This window comes from Campylobacter concisus, assembly GCF_002092845.1.
In the GTDB taxonomy this organism is placed as follows: Bacteria; Campylobacterota; Campylobacteria; order Campylobacterales; family Campylobacteraceae; genus Campylobacter_A; species Campylobacter_A concisus_AQ.
Genome location: NZ_LVXF01000001.1, coordinates 178502 through 193900, shown reverse-complemented (window position 1 = coordinate 193900; position 15399 = coordinate 178502). Strand labels below are relative to the sequence as shown.

15 protein-coding genes and 1 tRNA gene are annotated in these 15399 nt (G+C 37.8%); 9 read left to right on the top strand and 7 right to left on the bottom strand.

Annotated features, from left to right (window positions below):
* Positions 1-463: 463 nt before the first annotated feature.
* The 3 genes from nifB to A3854_RS00950 are packed head-to-tail and all read right to left on the bottom strand — an operon-like array spanning position 464 to position 2956.
* The gene (gene nifB / locus A3854_RS00960) at positions 464-1291 is read right to left on the bottom strand and encodes a nitrogenase cofactor biosynthesis protein NifB (protein ID WP_084040923.1); all 828 of its coding nucleotides are present in this window, start codon (positions 1289-1291) and stop codon (positions 464-466) included.
* Positions 1291-2103, bottom strand: a complete 813-nt coding sequence (locus A3854_RS00955) for a 4Fe-4S binding protein (RefSeq protein ID WP_084040921.1) — start codon at positions 2101-2103, stop codon at positions 1291-1293. The genes nifB and A3854_RS00955 overlap by 1 nt, the downstream gene beginning before the upstream one ends.
* On the bottom strand, positions 2096-2956 hold the full coding sequence (locus A3854_RS00950; RefSeq protein WP_084040919.1) for a substrate-binding domain-containing protein: 861 nt from the start codon (positions 2954-2956) through the stop codon (positions 2096-2098). The genes A3854_RS00955 and A3854_RS00950 overlap by 8 nt, the downstream gene beginning before the upstream one ends.
* 379 nt (positions 2957-3335) lie before the next feature.
* On the opposite strand from A3854_RS00950, the gene A3854_RS00945 reads away from it, so the two are divergent.
* Genes A3854_RS00945 through A3854_RS00910 form a run of 9 tightly spaced genes read left to right on the top strand, consistent with a single transcriptional unit; the run spans position 3336 to position 13469 of the window.
* Positions 3336-3920 carry a restriction endonuclease subunit S gene (locus A3854_RS00945; protein WP_084040917.1) on the top strand — a complete coding sequence of 195 codons (585 nt, stop codon included), beginning with the start codon at positions 3336-3338 and terminating at the stop codon, positions 3918-3920.
* Between the two features lies 1 nt (position 3921).
* Entirely contained in the window at positions 3922-5412 is a 1491-nt protein-coding gene (locus A3854_RS00940; protein ID WP_084040915.1) for a type I restriction-modification system subunit M, read from the top strand.
* Positions 5409-6392, top strand: coding sequence for a virulence RhuM family protein (locus tag A3854_RS00935; RefSeq protein WP_084040913.1), 984 nt, complete (start codon positions 5409-5411; stop codon positions 6390-6392). Before A3854_RS00940 ends, A3854_RS00935 begins: the two co-directional genes overlap by 4 nt.
* Positions 6389-7573 (top strand): restriction endonuclease subunit S, encoded by a 1185-nt coding sequence (locus A3854_RS00930; protein WP_084040911.1) that lies wholly within the window; start codon positions 6389-6391, stop codon positions 7571-7573. Before A3854_RS00935 ends, A3854_RS00930 begins: the two co-directional genes overlap by 4 nt.
* Positions 7566-8333 (top strand): abortive infection family protein, encoded by a 768-nt coding sequence (locus tag A3854_RS00925; RefSeq protein ID WP_084040909.1) that lies wholly within the window; start codon positions 7566-7568, stop codon positions 8331-8333. The genes A3854_RS00930 and A3854_RS00925 overlap by 8 nt, the downstream gene beginning before the upstream one ends.
* Entirely contained in the window at positions 8326-8481 is a 156-nt protein-coding gene (locus A3854_RS09515) for a hypothetical protein (protein WP_180378625.1), read from the top strand. Before A3854_RS00925 ends, A3854_RS09515 begins: the two co-directional genes overlap by 8 nt.
* Positions 8457-9725 carry a haloacid dehalogenase-like hydrolase gene (locus A3854_RS00920; protein ID WP_084040907.1) on the top strand — a complete coding sequence of 423 codons (1269 nt, stop codon included), beginning with the start codon at positions 8457-8459 and terminating at the stop codon, positions 9723-9725. The genes A3854_RS09515 and A3854_RS00920 overlap by 25 nt, the downstream gene beginning before the upstream one ends.
* 17 nt (positions 9726-9742) lie before the next feature.
* Entirely contained in the window at positions 9743-12817 is a 3075-nt protein-coding gene (locus tag A3854_RS00915) for a type I restriction endonuclease subunit R (RefSeq protein ID WP_084040905.1), read from the top strand.
* Entirely contained in the window at positions 12810-13469 is a 660-nt protein-coding gene (locus tag A3854_RS00910; RefSeq protein ID WP_084040903.1) for a M48 family metallopeptidase, read from the top strand. The genes A3854_RS00915 and A3854_RS00910 overlap by 8 nt, the downstream gene beginning before the upstream one ends.
* Positions 13470-13580: 111 nt before the next feature.
* Here A3854_RS00910 and A3854_RS00905 read toward each other — a convergent pair.
* The 4 genes from A3854_RS00905 to A3854_RS00890 form a co-directional block, all read right to left on the bottom strand.
* Positions 13581-13657, bottom strand: a tRNA-Ile gene (locus A3854_RS00905).
* Between the two features lie 123 nt (positions 13658-13780).
* Positions 13781-14299, bottom strand: a complete 519-nt coding sequence (gene ppa / locus A3854_RS00900) for an inorganic diphosphatase (RefSeq protein WP_084040901.1) — start codon at positions 14297-14299, stop codon at positions 13781-13783.
* A 70-nt stretch (positions 14300-14369) separates the two neighbouring features.
* Entirely contained in the window at positions 14370-14681 is a 312-nt protein-coding gene (locus A3854_RS00895) for a NirD/YgiW/YdeI family stress tolerance protein (protein ID WP_257639850.1), read from the bottom strand.
* A gap of 129 nt (positions 14682-14810) precedes the next feature.
* The gene (locus A3854_RS00890; protein ID WP_084040897.1) at positions 14811-15380 is read right to left on the bottom strand and encodes an adenylate kinase; all 570 of its coding nucleotides are present in this window, start codon (positions 15378-15380) and stop codon (positions 14811-14813) included.
* Between the last annotated feature and the right edge of the window lie 19 nt (positions 15381-15399).

Sequence of the window (15399 nt, the reverse complement as noted above, 5' to 3'; positions counted from 1 at the left end):
AACGCCGCATAAAACGGCATCTATATTTTTAAGGCGAAGTTAAAGTCATAAACTTTTACAGAAATCTCATAGTTAAGTTGCTCTAAAAGGGTCTTGATGGCGCACTAATATCATAAGCATCAACAAATACTATCAAAGCTGCTAGATAGATGAAGATAGTAGAGGTTTGAGGTCTATATAGTAAGCAAAGCATTAAGACGTATGATTTAAAGCCCATCTAAAAGGCTTTTAAAAGGGTTTGTAAAAAGATATTTTGCAAAGCAATGTAAAGAAATTTTCGCCGTTTTGATTTTGAACAAAGCTTGCTCTAACTGCAAATTAACCGCACTTCTCAGTGCCTTTTTATAACTTTGATATCTAACAAAATTTACAAAATTTAGCCCAGAGCCACGAGCCGAAGGCGCATAATCCACGAGCTACAAGCAAAAACCAAAAAAGGCACTAAATTCAGTGCCTTTTATCTCTATCTTTCGCCAAGTTTGCCGCATGCATCAGCGCGGCACCTACTGCAGTGTGACATCTGATTTATGTCACTGCCTATCGATCTGCGGATGCGGTGGATCTCATAAGTTGAAGGGGATTTTAAATTTTCAAAAGGCGTATCATGCACCGGTATCATCGCCATGCAGTTCATTATATCAGCTCCCCATTGCTTTGCTTTTGCCGAGATGCTTTGGACGTGGTCCATATTGACCCCAGGGATGACTACGGTGTTTATCTTTACTAGCATACCAGCCTCTTTTAGCTTGCGGATGCCCTCGTCCTGGCGTGCTAGCAGTATCCTAGCAGCCTCCTCGCCGTAGTAGTTTTTATTTTCATACCTCACCCACGAATATACCTTCGAGCCAACATCTGGCGTCACGGCATTAACCGTTACTGTCACGTGGCTCACACCAAGACGCACGATCTCATCAACATGCTCAGGCAGTGCTAAGCCATTAGTTGAGAGGCATAGCAGGGTATTTGGGAAGTGGGACTTACACTTTTCAAAGGTTGCTAGCGTCTTATCAGCGTCACACATCGGATCGCCAGGTCCAGCGATGCCAATGACGGAGATGTCTTGTCTAAATTTAAAGAGCTTTTCTAAAAATTTCACTGATTCATCTGGAGTTTGCACCTTTGCTGTTACGCCAGGACGGTTTTCATTAGCGCAGTCATATATGCGGTTGCAGAAGTTGCACTGGATGTTGCAGTGTGGGGCAACTGGTAGATGCACGCGTCCGTAGTTAGCGGAGGCCTTTTTGTTAAAGCAGGGGTGGCTGTCTAAATCAGCCTTAGTGCGAAAAATCATTAGCTCTTTTTCCTTCCAAATTTAATGGCATTTGCATGGCAGACATTGAGGCAGTCACCGCAGTTTGTGCAGTTTATCTCATCAGGTCTTGTCCCCATCTCGCACTTGCGCAAGCACGCGTCGCAGTCGTCACAAGCACTTGTTTTATAGACGCGAAATATCGAAAATTTACGCAAAATTTCAAGCACGCCACCTGATGGGCAGGCGAAGCGGCACCAGAGGTTAGCTATGATTAGCGAGGCTAGCATGACTGAGATGATGACTGCTGTGCGAGTGACCCACTCCCATTCGCCAAAGCGAAGTGACAAAGTGAGGGCTGTTAGGTACTCATCGCTCGTTCTTATAGGTATCATCATGCGAGGATTGCCCCAGATGAAATAGACCCAAAGGCTGATTGCTATGGCAATTAGCATGCCTATTTGAGCGATTATTAGCTTTTTGCTGCGAATTTTTAGCTTGAAAAAGGCAAATTTACCAAGCATTTGATTGACAAAGCCAGCTGGACAGACCCAGCCACAAAATGCCCTGCCAAAGAGGATGACAAGCGCTGGGATAAATAGCCAAAATCCAAAAAACAGCGACGTGATCCGCCCCCAACAGGTGATGATAGGGCAGTTTTGGCAATTTACAAAAGGCACTACAAAAGGGCATCTAAAAATGCCGTAATACGCCCATTGACCGATGCCTGCTATAAAGATGAGCTGTACTAGGCGTCTTATCTTTGTTGTGGGAGAGTTTTTGCTTTTCTTTTTTAAATTTGCATTGCCGCATGCACTGCTATTAGAGCATGCGCTATTACAGCTACTACACATCTTTTACACCAAACCTTTCTATAAGCTCTAGCCCACGCGCTGAATAAATGGAGGTAAAGCCATGTTTTTCAAAAATTTCTTGCCCCTCGGTGCTGCAAACAAAGTCTGCAAAGTCATTTGCTAGCCTTTCATCTTTTACATATTTCATTATATTTAGCGTAAAAGTGAGCGGTCCAGGCGGGATAAGTTTTTCGTCAATGGGCATATACTCGATCTTGTCTTTAAACCTATCGTGCGTTGTTAGGCGCTTTTCGATGATCGAAGCATCGCCCTTGCCATCAACTAGCTCGCACATCATATTTATGACGCATGATCCGTTTGCGACCATGTTTTTCATCACCGCATCAGTGAGATTTGAGTTTTTCAAGATCCCTTTGACTGGGCCACTGCCAGGGGGCGATGATCTAAGAGGCAGCATCACTCTAACTCCTGGTTCTGCAAGGTCCTTTAAGTCGCGAATGCCAGCAGGGTTGCCTTTTGGCACGACTAGGACGTAGTCAGTAAAGCATAGCGGCCTAAAGTGGAGGCTAAGACCAGCTTTGCGAAGTTTTTTAGAAAGCTCTAAAACCCTTGCTCCAAAGAGCTCGGTCGTGCTTTGAAGTGCTAAAAGCGACTTGCCAAGAGCGCCAGCAAAAGCGCCGGTGTATTGGATATTATGCCCTGTTCTTGACTCGTAAATGGCATTTAGCTCATTAAAAGCTTCAGACAAGCCTCCACACGACCAAACTTGAAGCGAATCAGACTTAAATGGCGTAAAGCCAGCCAGCATCGTTTGTGGCGTGGCAGCAGCAGCTGTGGCTAAAGCACCTTTTAAAAAGCCACGGCGTGATATACCGGTTTGTTTTAATTCCATGAAATCTCCTTTTGGGATTTAAGAAATGTAAATTTGATATTTTCGGCACGCGAAACTTGTGAAATTTGACTTTTGTAATTTGCAAAAATGGTAGTTGAAGGTAAATTTATGCAAATGTAAATTGCGACCGCAATCTAAATTTGAGTGATTATAGCCAAATGCTAGCTTAAAAATCGAGATAAATTTAAAAAACGCAGGGGTAAAATTGCTAAAGTAAATTTATCGTTTAAAAAAATAATTAAGATTTTAGTCGTCAATTTGATGTATTATTTTGTAAATAATATAAAAATATATTGCTAGTTTTTACTTTTTTTGTTATACTTCGCTCATAAAATTATTAGTATTATTTTTAAAATAATACAGAAAGGAGTATCTTAAGATGATAAAAATAGGCGACATATCTGATATAAAAACCGGTCTAGTTTTAAACCGTAAAAAGGCAGACAAAAACGTAGATGAGAAATTTCGCTATAAAGTAGTCTCGCTAAAGTCCTTTAATGAAAATGCACTCTTTGATGACACATTTGCCGATGAGTTTATATCAAGCGAAAAAATAAGCGATGAGTATAAAGTAAGACTTGGCGATGTTTTGCTGCGACTTAGAGAGCCGAATTTCGCCGTTTATATAGACAAGGACTATAAAGACCTTATCTACACATCTTTGATGGTTTGCATAAGGGTTAAAAGCGACATATTTGATCCGCGTTTTGTGGCACATTATCTAAACAGCAGCACCGTTAAAAGAGCCCTTGCGCCAGATGTTTCAGGCACTACCATAGCGATGATAGGCGTTGCAAGCATAAATAATATAAAAATACCAGCCATAAATTTGCAAACTCAAAACAAGATAGTAAAATACCTAAATTTAGCTCGCGAGGAGAGCGAAATTTTGCAAAATTTAGCAGCCCAAAAGCAAAAATATCACAAAAGCATATTTGAAAATTTAATAAAAGAGGAGAACTAAGATGCAAAAGACTACACAAGAGATCATAAATAACGTCGTTTGGAAGGCTTGCGACACATTTCGCGGCACGATGGACGGAAGCGATTATAAAGACTATGTTTTAACGATGCTTTTTGTTAAGTATCTATCTGATTTTTATAAAGAAAAGCTTGAATTGCTTAAAGTCGAATACGGCGATAAGAGTGATAGGATCGAAGCAAAGCTAAAGAAAGAGAAATTTAAGCTTGATGAGAGTTGCACCTTTGAGTATCTTTTGGCGCACAAAGAAGCGGTAAATTTAGGCGAGATAATGAACAAAACTCTAGAAAAGATCGAAGAAGACAATAAAGATAAGCTTGAAGGCATCTTTAGAAGCATCGATTTTAATAACAAAAACAAGCTCGGCGACACGAAAGTGAGAAACGCCATATTGAAAAATTTGCTCGATGATTTTAGTGACGCTAGGCTAGATCTTCGCCCTTCTATGCTTGAGGGCAACGACATAATAGGCGACGCATATGAGTATCTTATAGCTTACTTTGCAAGTGACTCTGGCAAAAAAGGCGGAGAGTTTTACACGCCAAGCGAGGTTTCGACGCTTCTTGCAAAGCTGGTTGAGCCAAAAGAGGGCGATATGATCTACGATCCTACTTGCGGTTCGGGTTCACTTCTTATCAAGGCTTCAAAAGAGATCGGCAGCAAAAATTTCCGCCTTTACGGACAGGAGAAAAACGGACAAACTCACGCACTTTGCAAGATGAATATGTTCTTGCATGAGATAAATGATGCGGTGATCGAGTGGGGTGACACGATCAGAAACCCGCTTCACCTACAAGACAACCTTATAAAGACATTTGACATAGTCGTGGCAAATCCCCCTTTTAGCCTAGATAAATGGGGTGCCGACTTTGCCCTAAACGATCCTTTTATGAGATTTGCTAGCTATGCTTTGCCGCCAAAGAGCAAGGGCGACTACGCATTTGTCGTACACATGATAAAAAGTCTAAACAATAACGGCAAAATGGGCGTCGTGCTTCCGCATGGAGTGTTATTTCGCGGGGCAAATGAGGGCAAGATACGCCAAAAGCTGATCGAAGAAAATTTGCTTGACGCCGTCATCGGACTACCGGCAAATTTATTTTATGGCACGAGCATCCCTGCTTGCATACTCGTTTTTAAGAAAAACCGTGCAAACGAAGACGTGCTATTTATCGACGCTAGCAAGGAATTTGAAAAAGGCAAAAACCAAAACTCGCTAACCGAGCAAAACATAAAAAAGATAGTCGCTACCTACAAAAACAGAAGCGAGATAGAAAAATACTCCCACCTAGCAAGCCTTAGCGAGATAAAAGATAACGACTACAACCTAAACATCCCTCGCTACGTCGATACATTTGAAGAAGAAGAGCTTGTGGATATCGAGGCTACAAAGGCTGAGATTTCACGCCTAGAGGCTGAGCTAAAAAGCGTTCAAAGCAAGATGAGCGAGTATCTTGCGGAGCTTGGACTATGAGCGATATAGTTATATACAAAACTGATAATTTAGACATAAAAGTCAAAGTATCAAACGAAAGTATTTGGCTATCAGCCACTCAAATATCTGAAATTTTTGGTGTGGGCAAATCCGCCATAAGTAAGCACATAAAAAATATTTTGCTTGAAAAAGAGCTTGACGAAAACGAAGTTGTTTCCATTTTGGAAACAACTGGATCTGATGGCAAAAAATATCAAGTAAAATACTACAACCTAAAAATGATCATATCCATAGGATATCGTCTTAGAAACAGCGAGCAAGCGGTTCGTTTTAGGATCTGGGCTACTGGAATTTTAAACGAATATCTAATCAAGGGTTTTGCTATGGATGATGAACGTCTTAAAAATCCAAACCAACCGCTTAATGATTATTTTGACGAGTTGCTCGAGCGCATTAGAGATATTAGAGCTAGTGAGCGCAGGTTTTATCAAAAAGTAACAGACATTTACGCAAAATGCAGCATAGACTATGACCCAAATTCAGATATGACGAAGCAGTTTTACGCAAAAGTTCAAGATAAATTTCACTATGCTATGACTGGATTTACGGCATGTGAGATAATATTTAAAAGAGCTGACGCAACTAAGCCAAATATGGGATTATTTAGCTTTAAGAATGCTCCGTTTGGCAAAATAAGAAAGTCTGATATATCGGTAGCTAAAAATTATCTGAGTGCAGACGAGCTAGATAACTACAACAGGATAGTAGAGATGTATCTAAATTTCGCCGAATTTCAAGCCAAAAATAAAAAAACTATGACGCAAAAAGAGTGGATAAAAAAGCTAGATGATTTTTTAAACCTCAACGAAAAAGAGATATTAAATAACAACGGCTCTATAAGCAGAGAAAGTGCTGAAAAACATGCATTAGAGGAGTTTGAAAAATTTAAAAAAATGCAAGAGTTAGACGAAATTTCTGATTTTGATAAATTTGTTAAAAAGCTAGAGGACAGAAGATGAAAGGCGAATTTAAAAATTTACCTAGTGGATGGAGGGTCGTGAGGCTTGGGGATGTTTTTGATTTTTTAAAAACTTATACAAATTCACGTGAAAGTCTAAATGATTATGATGAAATTTCATATATCCATTATGGGGAAATACATAAAAAATATAAATTTTACTTAGATTTTCGTGTTGCCTCTTTGCCAAAAATACATCAAAGCAAGTTGGGGGACAAGCCAGAATTTATCAAAAATGGAGATTTGGTCATTGCCGATGCTTCGGAAGATTATATAGATATCGCAAAAAGCGTGGAAATTAAAAATTTAGAACACAAAGCGGTTGCTGGGCTACATACTTTTTTGCTTAGAGATAAAGGTGATTATTTTGCAGACGGTTATAAAGGATATATTCTTTACGAGCCTTGGGTTGCAAAAGAGCTAAAGAAAAAAGCCACAGGTATTTCTGTTTTGGGGATTTCAAAATCAAATTTATTAAATTTAAAAATTAAACTTCCGCCATTGGACGAGCAAGAAAAGATAGCAGAAATTTTATCTACTTGGGATGAGGCTATAAATTTGACTATAAATTTAATAGAAAGCAAAAAGCAGTTTAAAAAAGCTCTTATGCAAAATTTACTCACAGCCAAGATCCGCTTTCCCCAGTTCAAAGACGAGTGGCTAATTGTGAAATTGGAAGAGGTTTCTGAAATATATCAACCGCAAACAATTTCACAAAGTGAATTAACAGATAGTGGATTTGACGTTTATGGCGCCAATGGCATTATAGGAAAATATAGTAGTTATAATCACGAATTTGAACAAGTTGTTATAACTTGCAGAGGAAACACATGCGGTGCGGTTAATTTTACAAAACCAAAATCATGGATAACTGGTAATGCTATGGTTATAAATTTAGACAATTCAACTAAAGCTATAAAAACTTTTATTTATTATTTACTATCAAATACAAATTTCCAATATCTAATCTCTGGCTCAGGACAGCCTCAAATTACAAGTAACATTAGATATCATAAAATAAAACTTCCAAATTTAGACGAGCAACAAAAAATCGCAGAGGTTTTAACGGCTTGCGATGATGAGATAAATTTACTAAATTCAAAGCTTGAAAATTTGAAAAAACAAAAACAAGGCTTGATGCAAAAACTACTAAGCGGAAAGGTAAGAGCAAGGTATGTATGAAACAAAAACTATAGATGATTTTAATGATTTTGAAATAGTACAGTATCTCCAAAATGGATTAATATCTCGTGCAACTGGTGGCAGTTTTGACGACTATGAATATGTCAGAGCAAGAATACTTCAAAGACAAAATTTAAAAGATAAGCTTCCTAAATGTATTCTTACTTGCAGAACCATAGATCAATTTTGGGCTTTTATTAAAAAAATAGAAGGTTATCAGCCAAGACGAGAGTTTCTGTGGAATGAATTTGGAAAATTATTGGATGAGTTAGAATTTTTAGAAAAATCCGTTTTGCAAGATGAAGTCGTATTTGATATAAAATATATACAAGAGAGATGGGAAAAGGCGTTGGAACGTAAAAAAAATGATCCTGAGGGTGCTATAACACTTTCTAGAACGCTTTTGGAGGATTTGTTTAAATACATGCTTACTAAACAAGGAATTGAATACAATAATAAAAATGTAAATATGCATGATTTGTATAAAAAAGTAGCTAAGATTTTAAATTTTTCACCAGAACAATATCAAGAAGATGTTCTTAAACAAATTTTAGGTGGCATGAGTGGTATCGTCACTGGACTTAGTGAGCTAAGAAACAAACTTGGAGACGCACATGGTAGGGCTAGTAAAAATATGAAACCATTGGAGAGACATAGTGAGCTGGCAGTAAATTTGGCTGGAACAATGGCAATGTTCATTTTTAGAACATATAGGGAAAGATTTGGAGTTGAGCCAAGGATGGGAACGGAAGATGAATAACGATATCACATTGAAATATGCAACTCAACAAAATAAAATAAATTTACTAAATTTAAAGCTAGAAAATTTAAAAAAACAAAAACAAGACTTAATGCAAAAACTACTAAAAGGAGAAATGAGAACATGTTATGTGAAAAAAGCAATGTAATAATGGCAATCGCATATGATTTTGACGGAACACTAGCAAGAGGAAATATACAAGAAAATTCTTTTATACCAACAACACTAGGTATAAAAAAAGAAGATTTTTGGAATAAAGTAAAGGAACTATCTGAAGAAAACAATATGGATGAGATATTGTCATATATGTATTTGATTGTGAAAAAAGCAGATGGTGCTGGTGCAAAAATTACAAGAGAGGAGCTTAGTAAACACGGTAAAACTGTTAAATACTTTAACGGTGTGGAAGAGTTTTTTGAAAGGATTAATGATTATGCTGCACAAAAGGGGATATTGATTGAGCATTATATAGTATCATCAGGTACCAAAGAAATGATCGATGGAACGACTATAGCGAATAAATTTAAAAATATTTATGCGTCATCATTTATGTATGATGAATACGGCAAACCGACTTGGCCAGCTTTGGCAATTAACTATACGACAAAAACTCAATATTTATACAGGATAAGCAAAGGAATTCTTAACGCTTGGGACAATAAACTAATTAATAAATATATACCAGAGAATGAAAGACGTATTTTATTTGAGAATATGATATATATAGGTGATGGAGAAACCGATGTTCCAGCTATGAAGTTACTAAAAACTAATGGTGGAACTTCAATTGCTGTTTATGATGAAAATAAAGAGACTGCCAAAACTCTTTTGGAGCAAAATAGAGTTAATTATATTGCTAAAGCTGACTATACTGACGGATCGGAGATAGATGCTATTATAAAATCTACGATAGATAGAATTGGTTTAAACTTAACAAATGGAAAATTGCAAATATATAATAAGCAAAATACTACAGAAATAAACATACAAAAATCCAATAATCAAGTAAGAGATAAACAATATTATTTAAGTGTTCTTAAAACGGAAGGATTTAAATTAGAAGATACTAACAAGGCAAATAAAATATATTTAAAAAAATATTCATGGGATGACCACGGATATCAAACCTCGTTTTATGTATGGAATAATGGAAATTATATTGGAACGGCTAAAATAGCGAAACTAAATCAAAATAAAAATGAGCATACTGCGGATTTACTGGAGAAGAATTTTGATAAGTTAGATGATGATTTTTTCTCTGTTATACGCTTTAAAAAAGATGAGATAGATGAAGATACTAAAGAGGCATTGAGGTTTTTATTGAATGATATTAGTAATACTAATAAATACGATAATAATGACATTGTAAAAAAATCTTTAAAGAGAAGTTAGCCAAATAAGGATACCAAATGACCCCAGATACTTCAGAAAATAAGATCCAGCAAAATAGCATAAATTTACTTCAAAGCTTGGGCTATAAATTTGTAAGTAGAGAGGAAAATTTAAAGCTTCGCGGCGGTAAATCAAGCGAAGTTTTGTTTAGGGAAATTTTAACCAAAAAGCTTGGCGAGATAAATGGCTATGAGTATAAGGGCAAGCGATATAAATTTAGCCAAAGTAACGTTTTAAAAGCGGTCGATGAGCTAGCTGGGGTATCTTTAAACGAAGGGCTAATGGTCGCAAACGAAAGGATCACAAATTTACTCTTACTTGGCACCAGTTTGGAGGAAAATTTAGAAGATGGGACAAAAAGGAGCTTCTCTTTTAAATTTATAGACTTTGAAGGTTTACAAAATAACGACTTTTACGTAACGGAAGAATTTGAAGTAAGCAGAGTAAGCCAGAGCGATGCGCAAAAGCATAGAAGGCCTGATCTTGTGCTTTTTATAAACGGCATACCAATAGTCGTGATCGAGCTTAAAAAATCAAGCGTGAGCTTTGAAAACGGCATAAAGCAGCTAGAAAAAGAGCAGGGCAAAGATGAGATAGCGCATCTTTTTAAATACATCCAGCTAACTATCGCAGCAAATGGAAGCGGGGCAAGATACGGCACAACTGGAACGCCGTTTAAATTTTATAGCGTGTGGAAAGAACAAGACGAGGTAAAAGCAAAAGAGAGCCTAAAGAGTGTAGTAAAGGATAGAGAGATAAGTGCGCTTGATATGACGCTCTTTGCGCTACTATCTAAAGATAGGCTGCTAAGGCTAGTTAGGCACTATATAGTGTTTGATAAAAGGATGAAAAAAGTTTGCCGCTATCAGCAGTTCTTCGCTATCGAAGAGACGCTAAAGAGGGTATCGGCGAAAAAAGACGGAGCAAGAGCGGGCGGACTCATCTGGCACACGCAAGGAAGCGGCAAGTCGCTCACGATGGTGATGCTAACAAAGCTTTTAAAGCAAATTTACATAAACTCAAAGATCATCGTCGTAACTGATAGGATAGATCTAGACGGACAGATACACGAGACTTTTGAAAACACGGATGTAAAAGCAGGGCGAGCAAGTAGCGGAAGCGATCTGATAGAAAAGCTACAAAGCGGCATTAGCGTGATAACTACGCTCGTGCATAAATTTGAAAAGGTGAAAAACCAAAAGATAGTGATAAGAGATGGCGATATATTCGTGCTAGTAGATGAGAGTCACCGCACGCAAGGCGGAGACCTGCATAAGGCTATGAAAAAGGCGTTGCCTCTTGCTTGTTATATAGGATTTACCGGCACGCCACTTTTAAAACGTGAGAAAAACAGCTTTGCGAAATTTGGCGGAGAAATTCATAGATATACGATAGATGATGCGGTAAAAGACGGAGCTGTCTTGCCGCTACTTTACGAGGGGCGATACGTGGGTCAAGAGGTGCTAGATCCCGATGGACTAACAAGAAAATTTGATCTAATATCAAGAGAGCTAAGTGATGAAGCCAAGAGGGACTTGCAGCAAAAGTGGGCGAGGTTTGAGCGTGTGGCATCAAGCGAGCAAAGACTGGAGCTAATAGCTGTGGATATAAATGAGCACATCAAAAAGACTTTGAAAAAAAGCGGCTTTAAAGCGATGCTGGCTACTCAAAGAAAATATGACGCCATAAAATATCATGAGATATTTGAAGAATTTGGAGAGATAAAAAGTGCTTATGTGATATCAAGTAACGAGCACGAGGAGCTTGAGGGCGGACATAAAGAGTATGTCGCAAAGGCGTGGCAAGAGACTATAAGGGGCTACGGCAGCGAGGAAGAGTATCTAAAGCATGTGAAGGATGAATTTATTTATGGCGACGAGATAGATTTGCTCATCGTCGTGGATAAGCTTTTAACTGGCTTTGACGCGCCAAGAGCAAGCACGCTTTATATAGATAAACAGCTAAAAGAGCATAATTTGCTCCAAGCCATAGCTAGAGTAAATAGGCTTTATGACGGGAAAGACTACGGCTACATTATTGATTATAGAGGGCTTTTAGGTGAGCTTGATCAGGCGCTTACTAGCTATGCTTCGCTAAGTGGCTTTGACCCAGAAGATATAACTGGAGCCGTGATAGACGTAAGAAGCGAGATAATAAAGGCAAAGACTTACTATACTCATCTGGACGATCTTTTTAGCAGTGTGAAATTTAAAGACGATCTGGAAAGCTACGTGGCGGTTTTAGAGGACGTGCAAAAACGAGATGACTTTAAAGAGTGGCTATCACAGTTTGCAAGGGCGTTTAAACTAGCGCTTTCAAGTGAGAAAATTTATGACATATTAAGCGAAGAGGAGATCAAAGCTTATAAGCAGAGGGTTAAATTTTATAACGAGCTAAGAAAGACGGTGCAGCTAAGGTATCATGAGGCTTGCGACTTTGGCAAATACGAAGCGCAGATGCAAAAGCTACTTGATACTTACGTAAATGCACAAGGGGTTAATGAGCTTACGAAACTCGTAAATATCTTTGAGACGGAATTTGACGATGAGGTGCAAAGGGTTGAGGGCAAAAATGCAAAGGCTGATACGATCATCAGCGCCATAAGCGCGGTGGTAAAAGAGAAAATGGACTCAAATCCAGCGTTTTATAAATCAATAGCGCAACAGATACAAGATATCATCGACGAGTACAAGGCAAAAAGGCTAAGCGAAGAGGAAAAGCTTGCCAAAGCAAAACTGCTAAAAGACCTAATAACTGGTGCTTTAAAGCCAAATGAAGACAGGTATCCAAAAGAATTTAATGGTAAGAAAATTTTGTTTGCCATTTATGATAATTTGCTTGACATTTTAGGCGATGTGGGGCTTATGGATGTCGAGGTGGTAGCTAGAAATTTGAGCGTGAAATTTTATGAAATTTATGAAAAAGCGTCAAAAAAACCAGAATGGCACAAAAATAAAGATGTAGAAAATGAGATAACAAGCCAGATGGAAGACGCTCTTTGGGAGATAGAGGACGAATACAGCGTTTCTATCGATGAGAAAGAGAAAATTTACCAAACTATCCGAGGCATAGAGATAAGTTTTTATGCTTGAAGGCGTAAAAATCGTCCGAAAAGACGTAAAAAATATCACTTTAAAAGTTAGACCTAGCGGCGAAGCTATCCTAACTGCGCCAAAAACGGCAAGTGATGAGCATATAAAATTTATCATGCAAAAAAGAGCCAAGTGGATAGCACAAAAGCGCGCGTTTTTTGCCTCGTTTAAGACGCCGAAAAAAGAGTATGTAAGCGGCGAGGATTTTAAGTATCTTGGGCGAAGTTATAGGCTTAAAGTCGTGCAGTCTAAAGAGGAGCGTGTAAAGCTTCAATGTGGCTATCTTGAGCTATTTGTGAAAGATAAAAGCGACCTAGAGCGAAAAGAAAATTTAGTCTATGAGTGGTACTATGAAAAGGCGATGTTATATTTTTTTAATATCTTGCAAGAATTTAACAAGATAGTAAAACAAGATATCAAAAGCGTAAAAATAAGGCAGATGAAGACGAGATGGGGGAGTTGCAATCCTTATAAATCATATATAAATTTAAACATAGAGCTTATTAAAAAGCCAAGAGTGTGTATCGAGTATGTCGTATTTCACGAGCTTGCTCACCTGCTGTATCCAAATCACTCAAAGAAATTTTATGACTATCTAACGCTTTATATGCCTGACTGGCAAAAACGAAAGGAAATTTTAGAAAGAGCTTAGAAAATTTGGCTTAAATTTTGGACTATTAAACATTTTTGTATTTTAAAAATATTTTAAGATCTAAGGAAAAGTGATGAAAAATTTTTGATTTTTTAGTGTTGATAAAGTAGGTGGTGGGTTCACCAGGACTCGAACCTGGGACCATCCGGTTATGAGCCGGATGCTCTAACCAACTGAGCTATGAACCCGCAGTTGAAAGAAAATCGTATTATACAAGAAAAAGCTTATCTAAATATAAAAATATCCTTTTTTATGCAGCGTATAAAACTAACAAATTTAAAAAGAGAAAAGCCCTAAAATAGGGCTTTAAATTATTTATAATTTTTAATAGCAGCGTCTAAAATCTCTTTTGCAGCATTTGCGTCTTTAAATTCTTTCACCTTAACCCATTTGTTTGGCTCAAGAATTTTATAAGTTTCAAAGAAATTTTTAATTTTATTTAGCGTTGCAACTGGTAAGTCTTCGTAGCTTTTTATCGCCTCATATCTTGGATCGATCTTTGTAACTGGCACAGCTAAAAGCTTCTCGTCCATACCTGCTTCATCTTCCATCACCAAAACGCCTATTAAGCGGCAAGGGATGACGCTACCAGCTTGGAGCGGATACTCATTTAGCACTAAAATATCAGCTGGATCGCCATCGGCTGCAAGTGTATTTGGCACAAAGCCGTAGTTTGCTGGGTAGAACATCGCTGAGTAAAGCACGCGATCGACCACGACTGCACCGCTATCTTTATCGATCTCGTATTTGATATTTGAGCCATAAGGTATTTCGATTACGGCATTGATTTTGTCTGGGTTTGAGCCAAATTTGATCTTTGAAACGTTCATATATTTGTCCTTTTTATTAGAAATTTTCGTGATTTTAGTATTTTTTGCATTAAATGCGTGTAAATTTTAACTACTTTACAACCTCTACGCTATCTACATCGATCTCTGTTTTTGTAAGGTCTTTATCTATCTCACCTCTTATTCGTAAAGGCGTATCTTCATTGACTGTTATGTTGTCCCATTTATTATTATCGATCTCAACAACGATGACGTCACCATTTTTATCAATAAATTCATATTTGTCTGATTTTATATGTGACTTTATCTTGCCCTCAAGTACGACTTTGGCGTCGTCGTTTAGTTTTAAGGCATCTTTTACACTTATCGTTTCGCTTGAGTGCTTTGATGTGAAGCCTCCAGTCATTGCGATGCTAGCAGCCAGCGAAGCGATGATGATTTTTTCATTTTTATCCTTTTAAAATGGTTGTTAAATTTAAAGGATATTACATTTTTGGTATTAATGAATGGTAAGTTTTAAAACCTTGCACCTTTTGATGCAAGGTCAGTAAATTTATAAAAGTTTAGCTAGTAAATTTTTGATATCAGCTACGATCTCGTCTATACCGCGTTCACCGTTTACTACATGAAGTAGCTCTTTTTTACTGTAAAATTCACGGATAGGCACGATCGGATCAAGATATACTTTCATGCGGTTGTTAAATACTTCGTTGTTGTCATCAGCACCTCTTGCACGGCCGAGCACTCTTGCTCTCGCCACATCTTCGCTAACGTCTACTTCGATGACGCCTTTAAGAGAAATTTCTTTTTGCTCGCTTAATACCTTGTCAAGCTCTGTCATTTGTTCAACGCTTCTTGGGTAGCCGTCTATTATGATGTTTGATTTTTCTGAGCCTTTAATGGCTGATACGATCGCATTTACGACAACGTCAAGCGGAACTAAATTTCCTTTTGAGATAAAGCCGTCTATCAGCTTACCAAGCTCGCTACCGCTAGCAACCTCAGCTCTTAAAAGATCGCCAGTTGAAAAATGTGCAAATTTCTCGTCTTGCTGTGCAATAAGTGATGCATCTGTCGTTTTGCCGCTGCCTGGAGCGCCTATGATTAAAAATAAATTCTTCATTCTTTCCCTTTTTATATTT

Coding starts and splice junctions, on each gene's coding strand:
- nifB (WP_084040923.1), bottom strand. CDS start 1,291: ATGATTTTTCGCACTAAGGCTGATTTAGACAGCCACCCCTGCTTTAAC.
- A3854_RS00955 (WP_084040921.1), bottom strand. CDS start 2,103: ATGTGTAGTAGCTGTAATAGCGCATGCTCTAATAGCAGTGCATGCGGC.
- A3854_RS00950 (WP_084040919.1), bottom strand. CDS start 2,956: ATGGAATTAAAACAAACCGGTATATCACGCCGTGGCTTTTTAAAAGGT.
- A3854_RS00945 (WP_084040917.1), top strand. CDS start 3,336: ATGATAAAAATAGGCGACATATCTGATATAAAAACCGGTCTAGTTTTA.
- A3854_RS00940 (WP_084040915.1), top strand. CDS start 3,922: ATGCAAAAGACTACACAAGAGATCATAAATAACGTCGTTTGGAAGGCT.
- A3854_RS00935 (WP_084040913.1), top strand. CDS start 5,409: ATGAGCGATATAGTTATATACAAAACTGATAATTTAGACATAAAAGTC.
- A3854_RS00930 (WP_084040911.1), top strand. CDS start 6,389: ATGAAAGGCGAATTTAAAAATTTACCTAGTGGATGGAGGGTCGTGAGG.
- A3854_RS00925 (WP_084040909.1), top strand. CDS start 7,566: ATGTATGAAACAAAAACTATAGATGATTTTAATGATTTTGAAATAGTA.
- A3854_RS09515 (WP_180378625.1), top strand. CDS start 8,326: ATGAATAACGATATCACATTGAAATATGCAACTCAACAAAATAAAATA.
- A3854_RS00920 (WP_084040907.1), top strand. CDS start 8,457: ATGTTATGTGAAAAAAGCAATGTAATAATGGCAATCGCATATGATTTT.
- A3854_RS00915 (WP_084040905.1), top strand. CDS start 9,743: ATGACCCCAGATACTTCAGAAAATAAGATCCAGCAAAATAGCATAAAT.
- A3854_RS00910 (WP_084040903.1), top strand. CDS start 12,810: ATGCTTGAAGGCGTAAAAATCGTCCGAAAAGACGTAAAAAATATCACT.
- ppa (WP_084040901.1), bottom strand. CDS start 14,299: ATGAACGTTTCAAAGATCAAATTTGGCTCAAACCCAGACAAAATCAAT.
- A3854_RS00890 (WP_084040897.1), bottom strand. CDS start 15,380: ATGAAGAATTTATTTTTAATCATAGGCGCTCCAGGCAGCGGCAAAACG.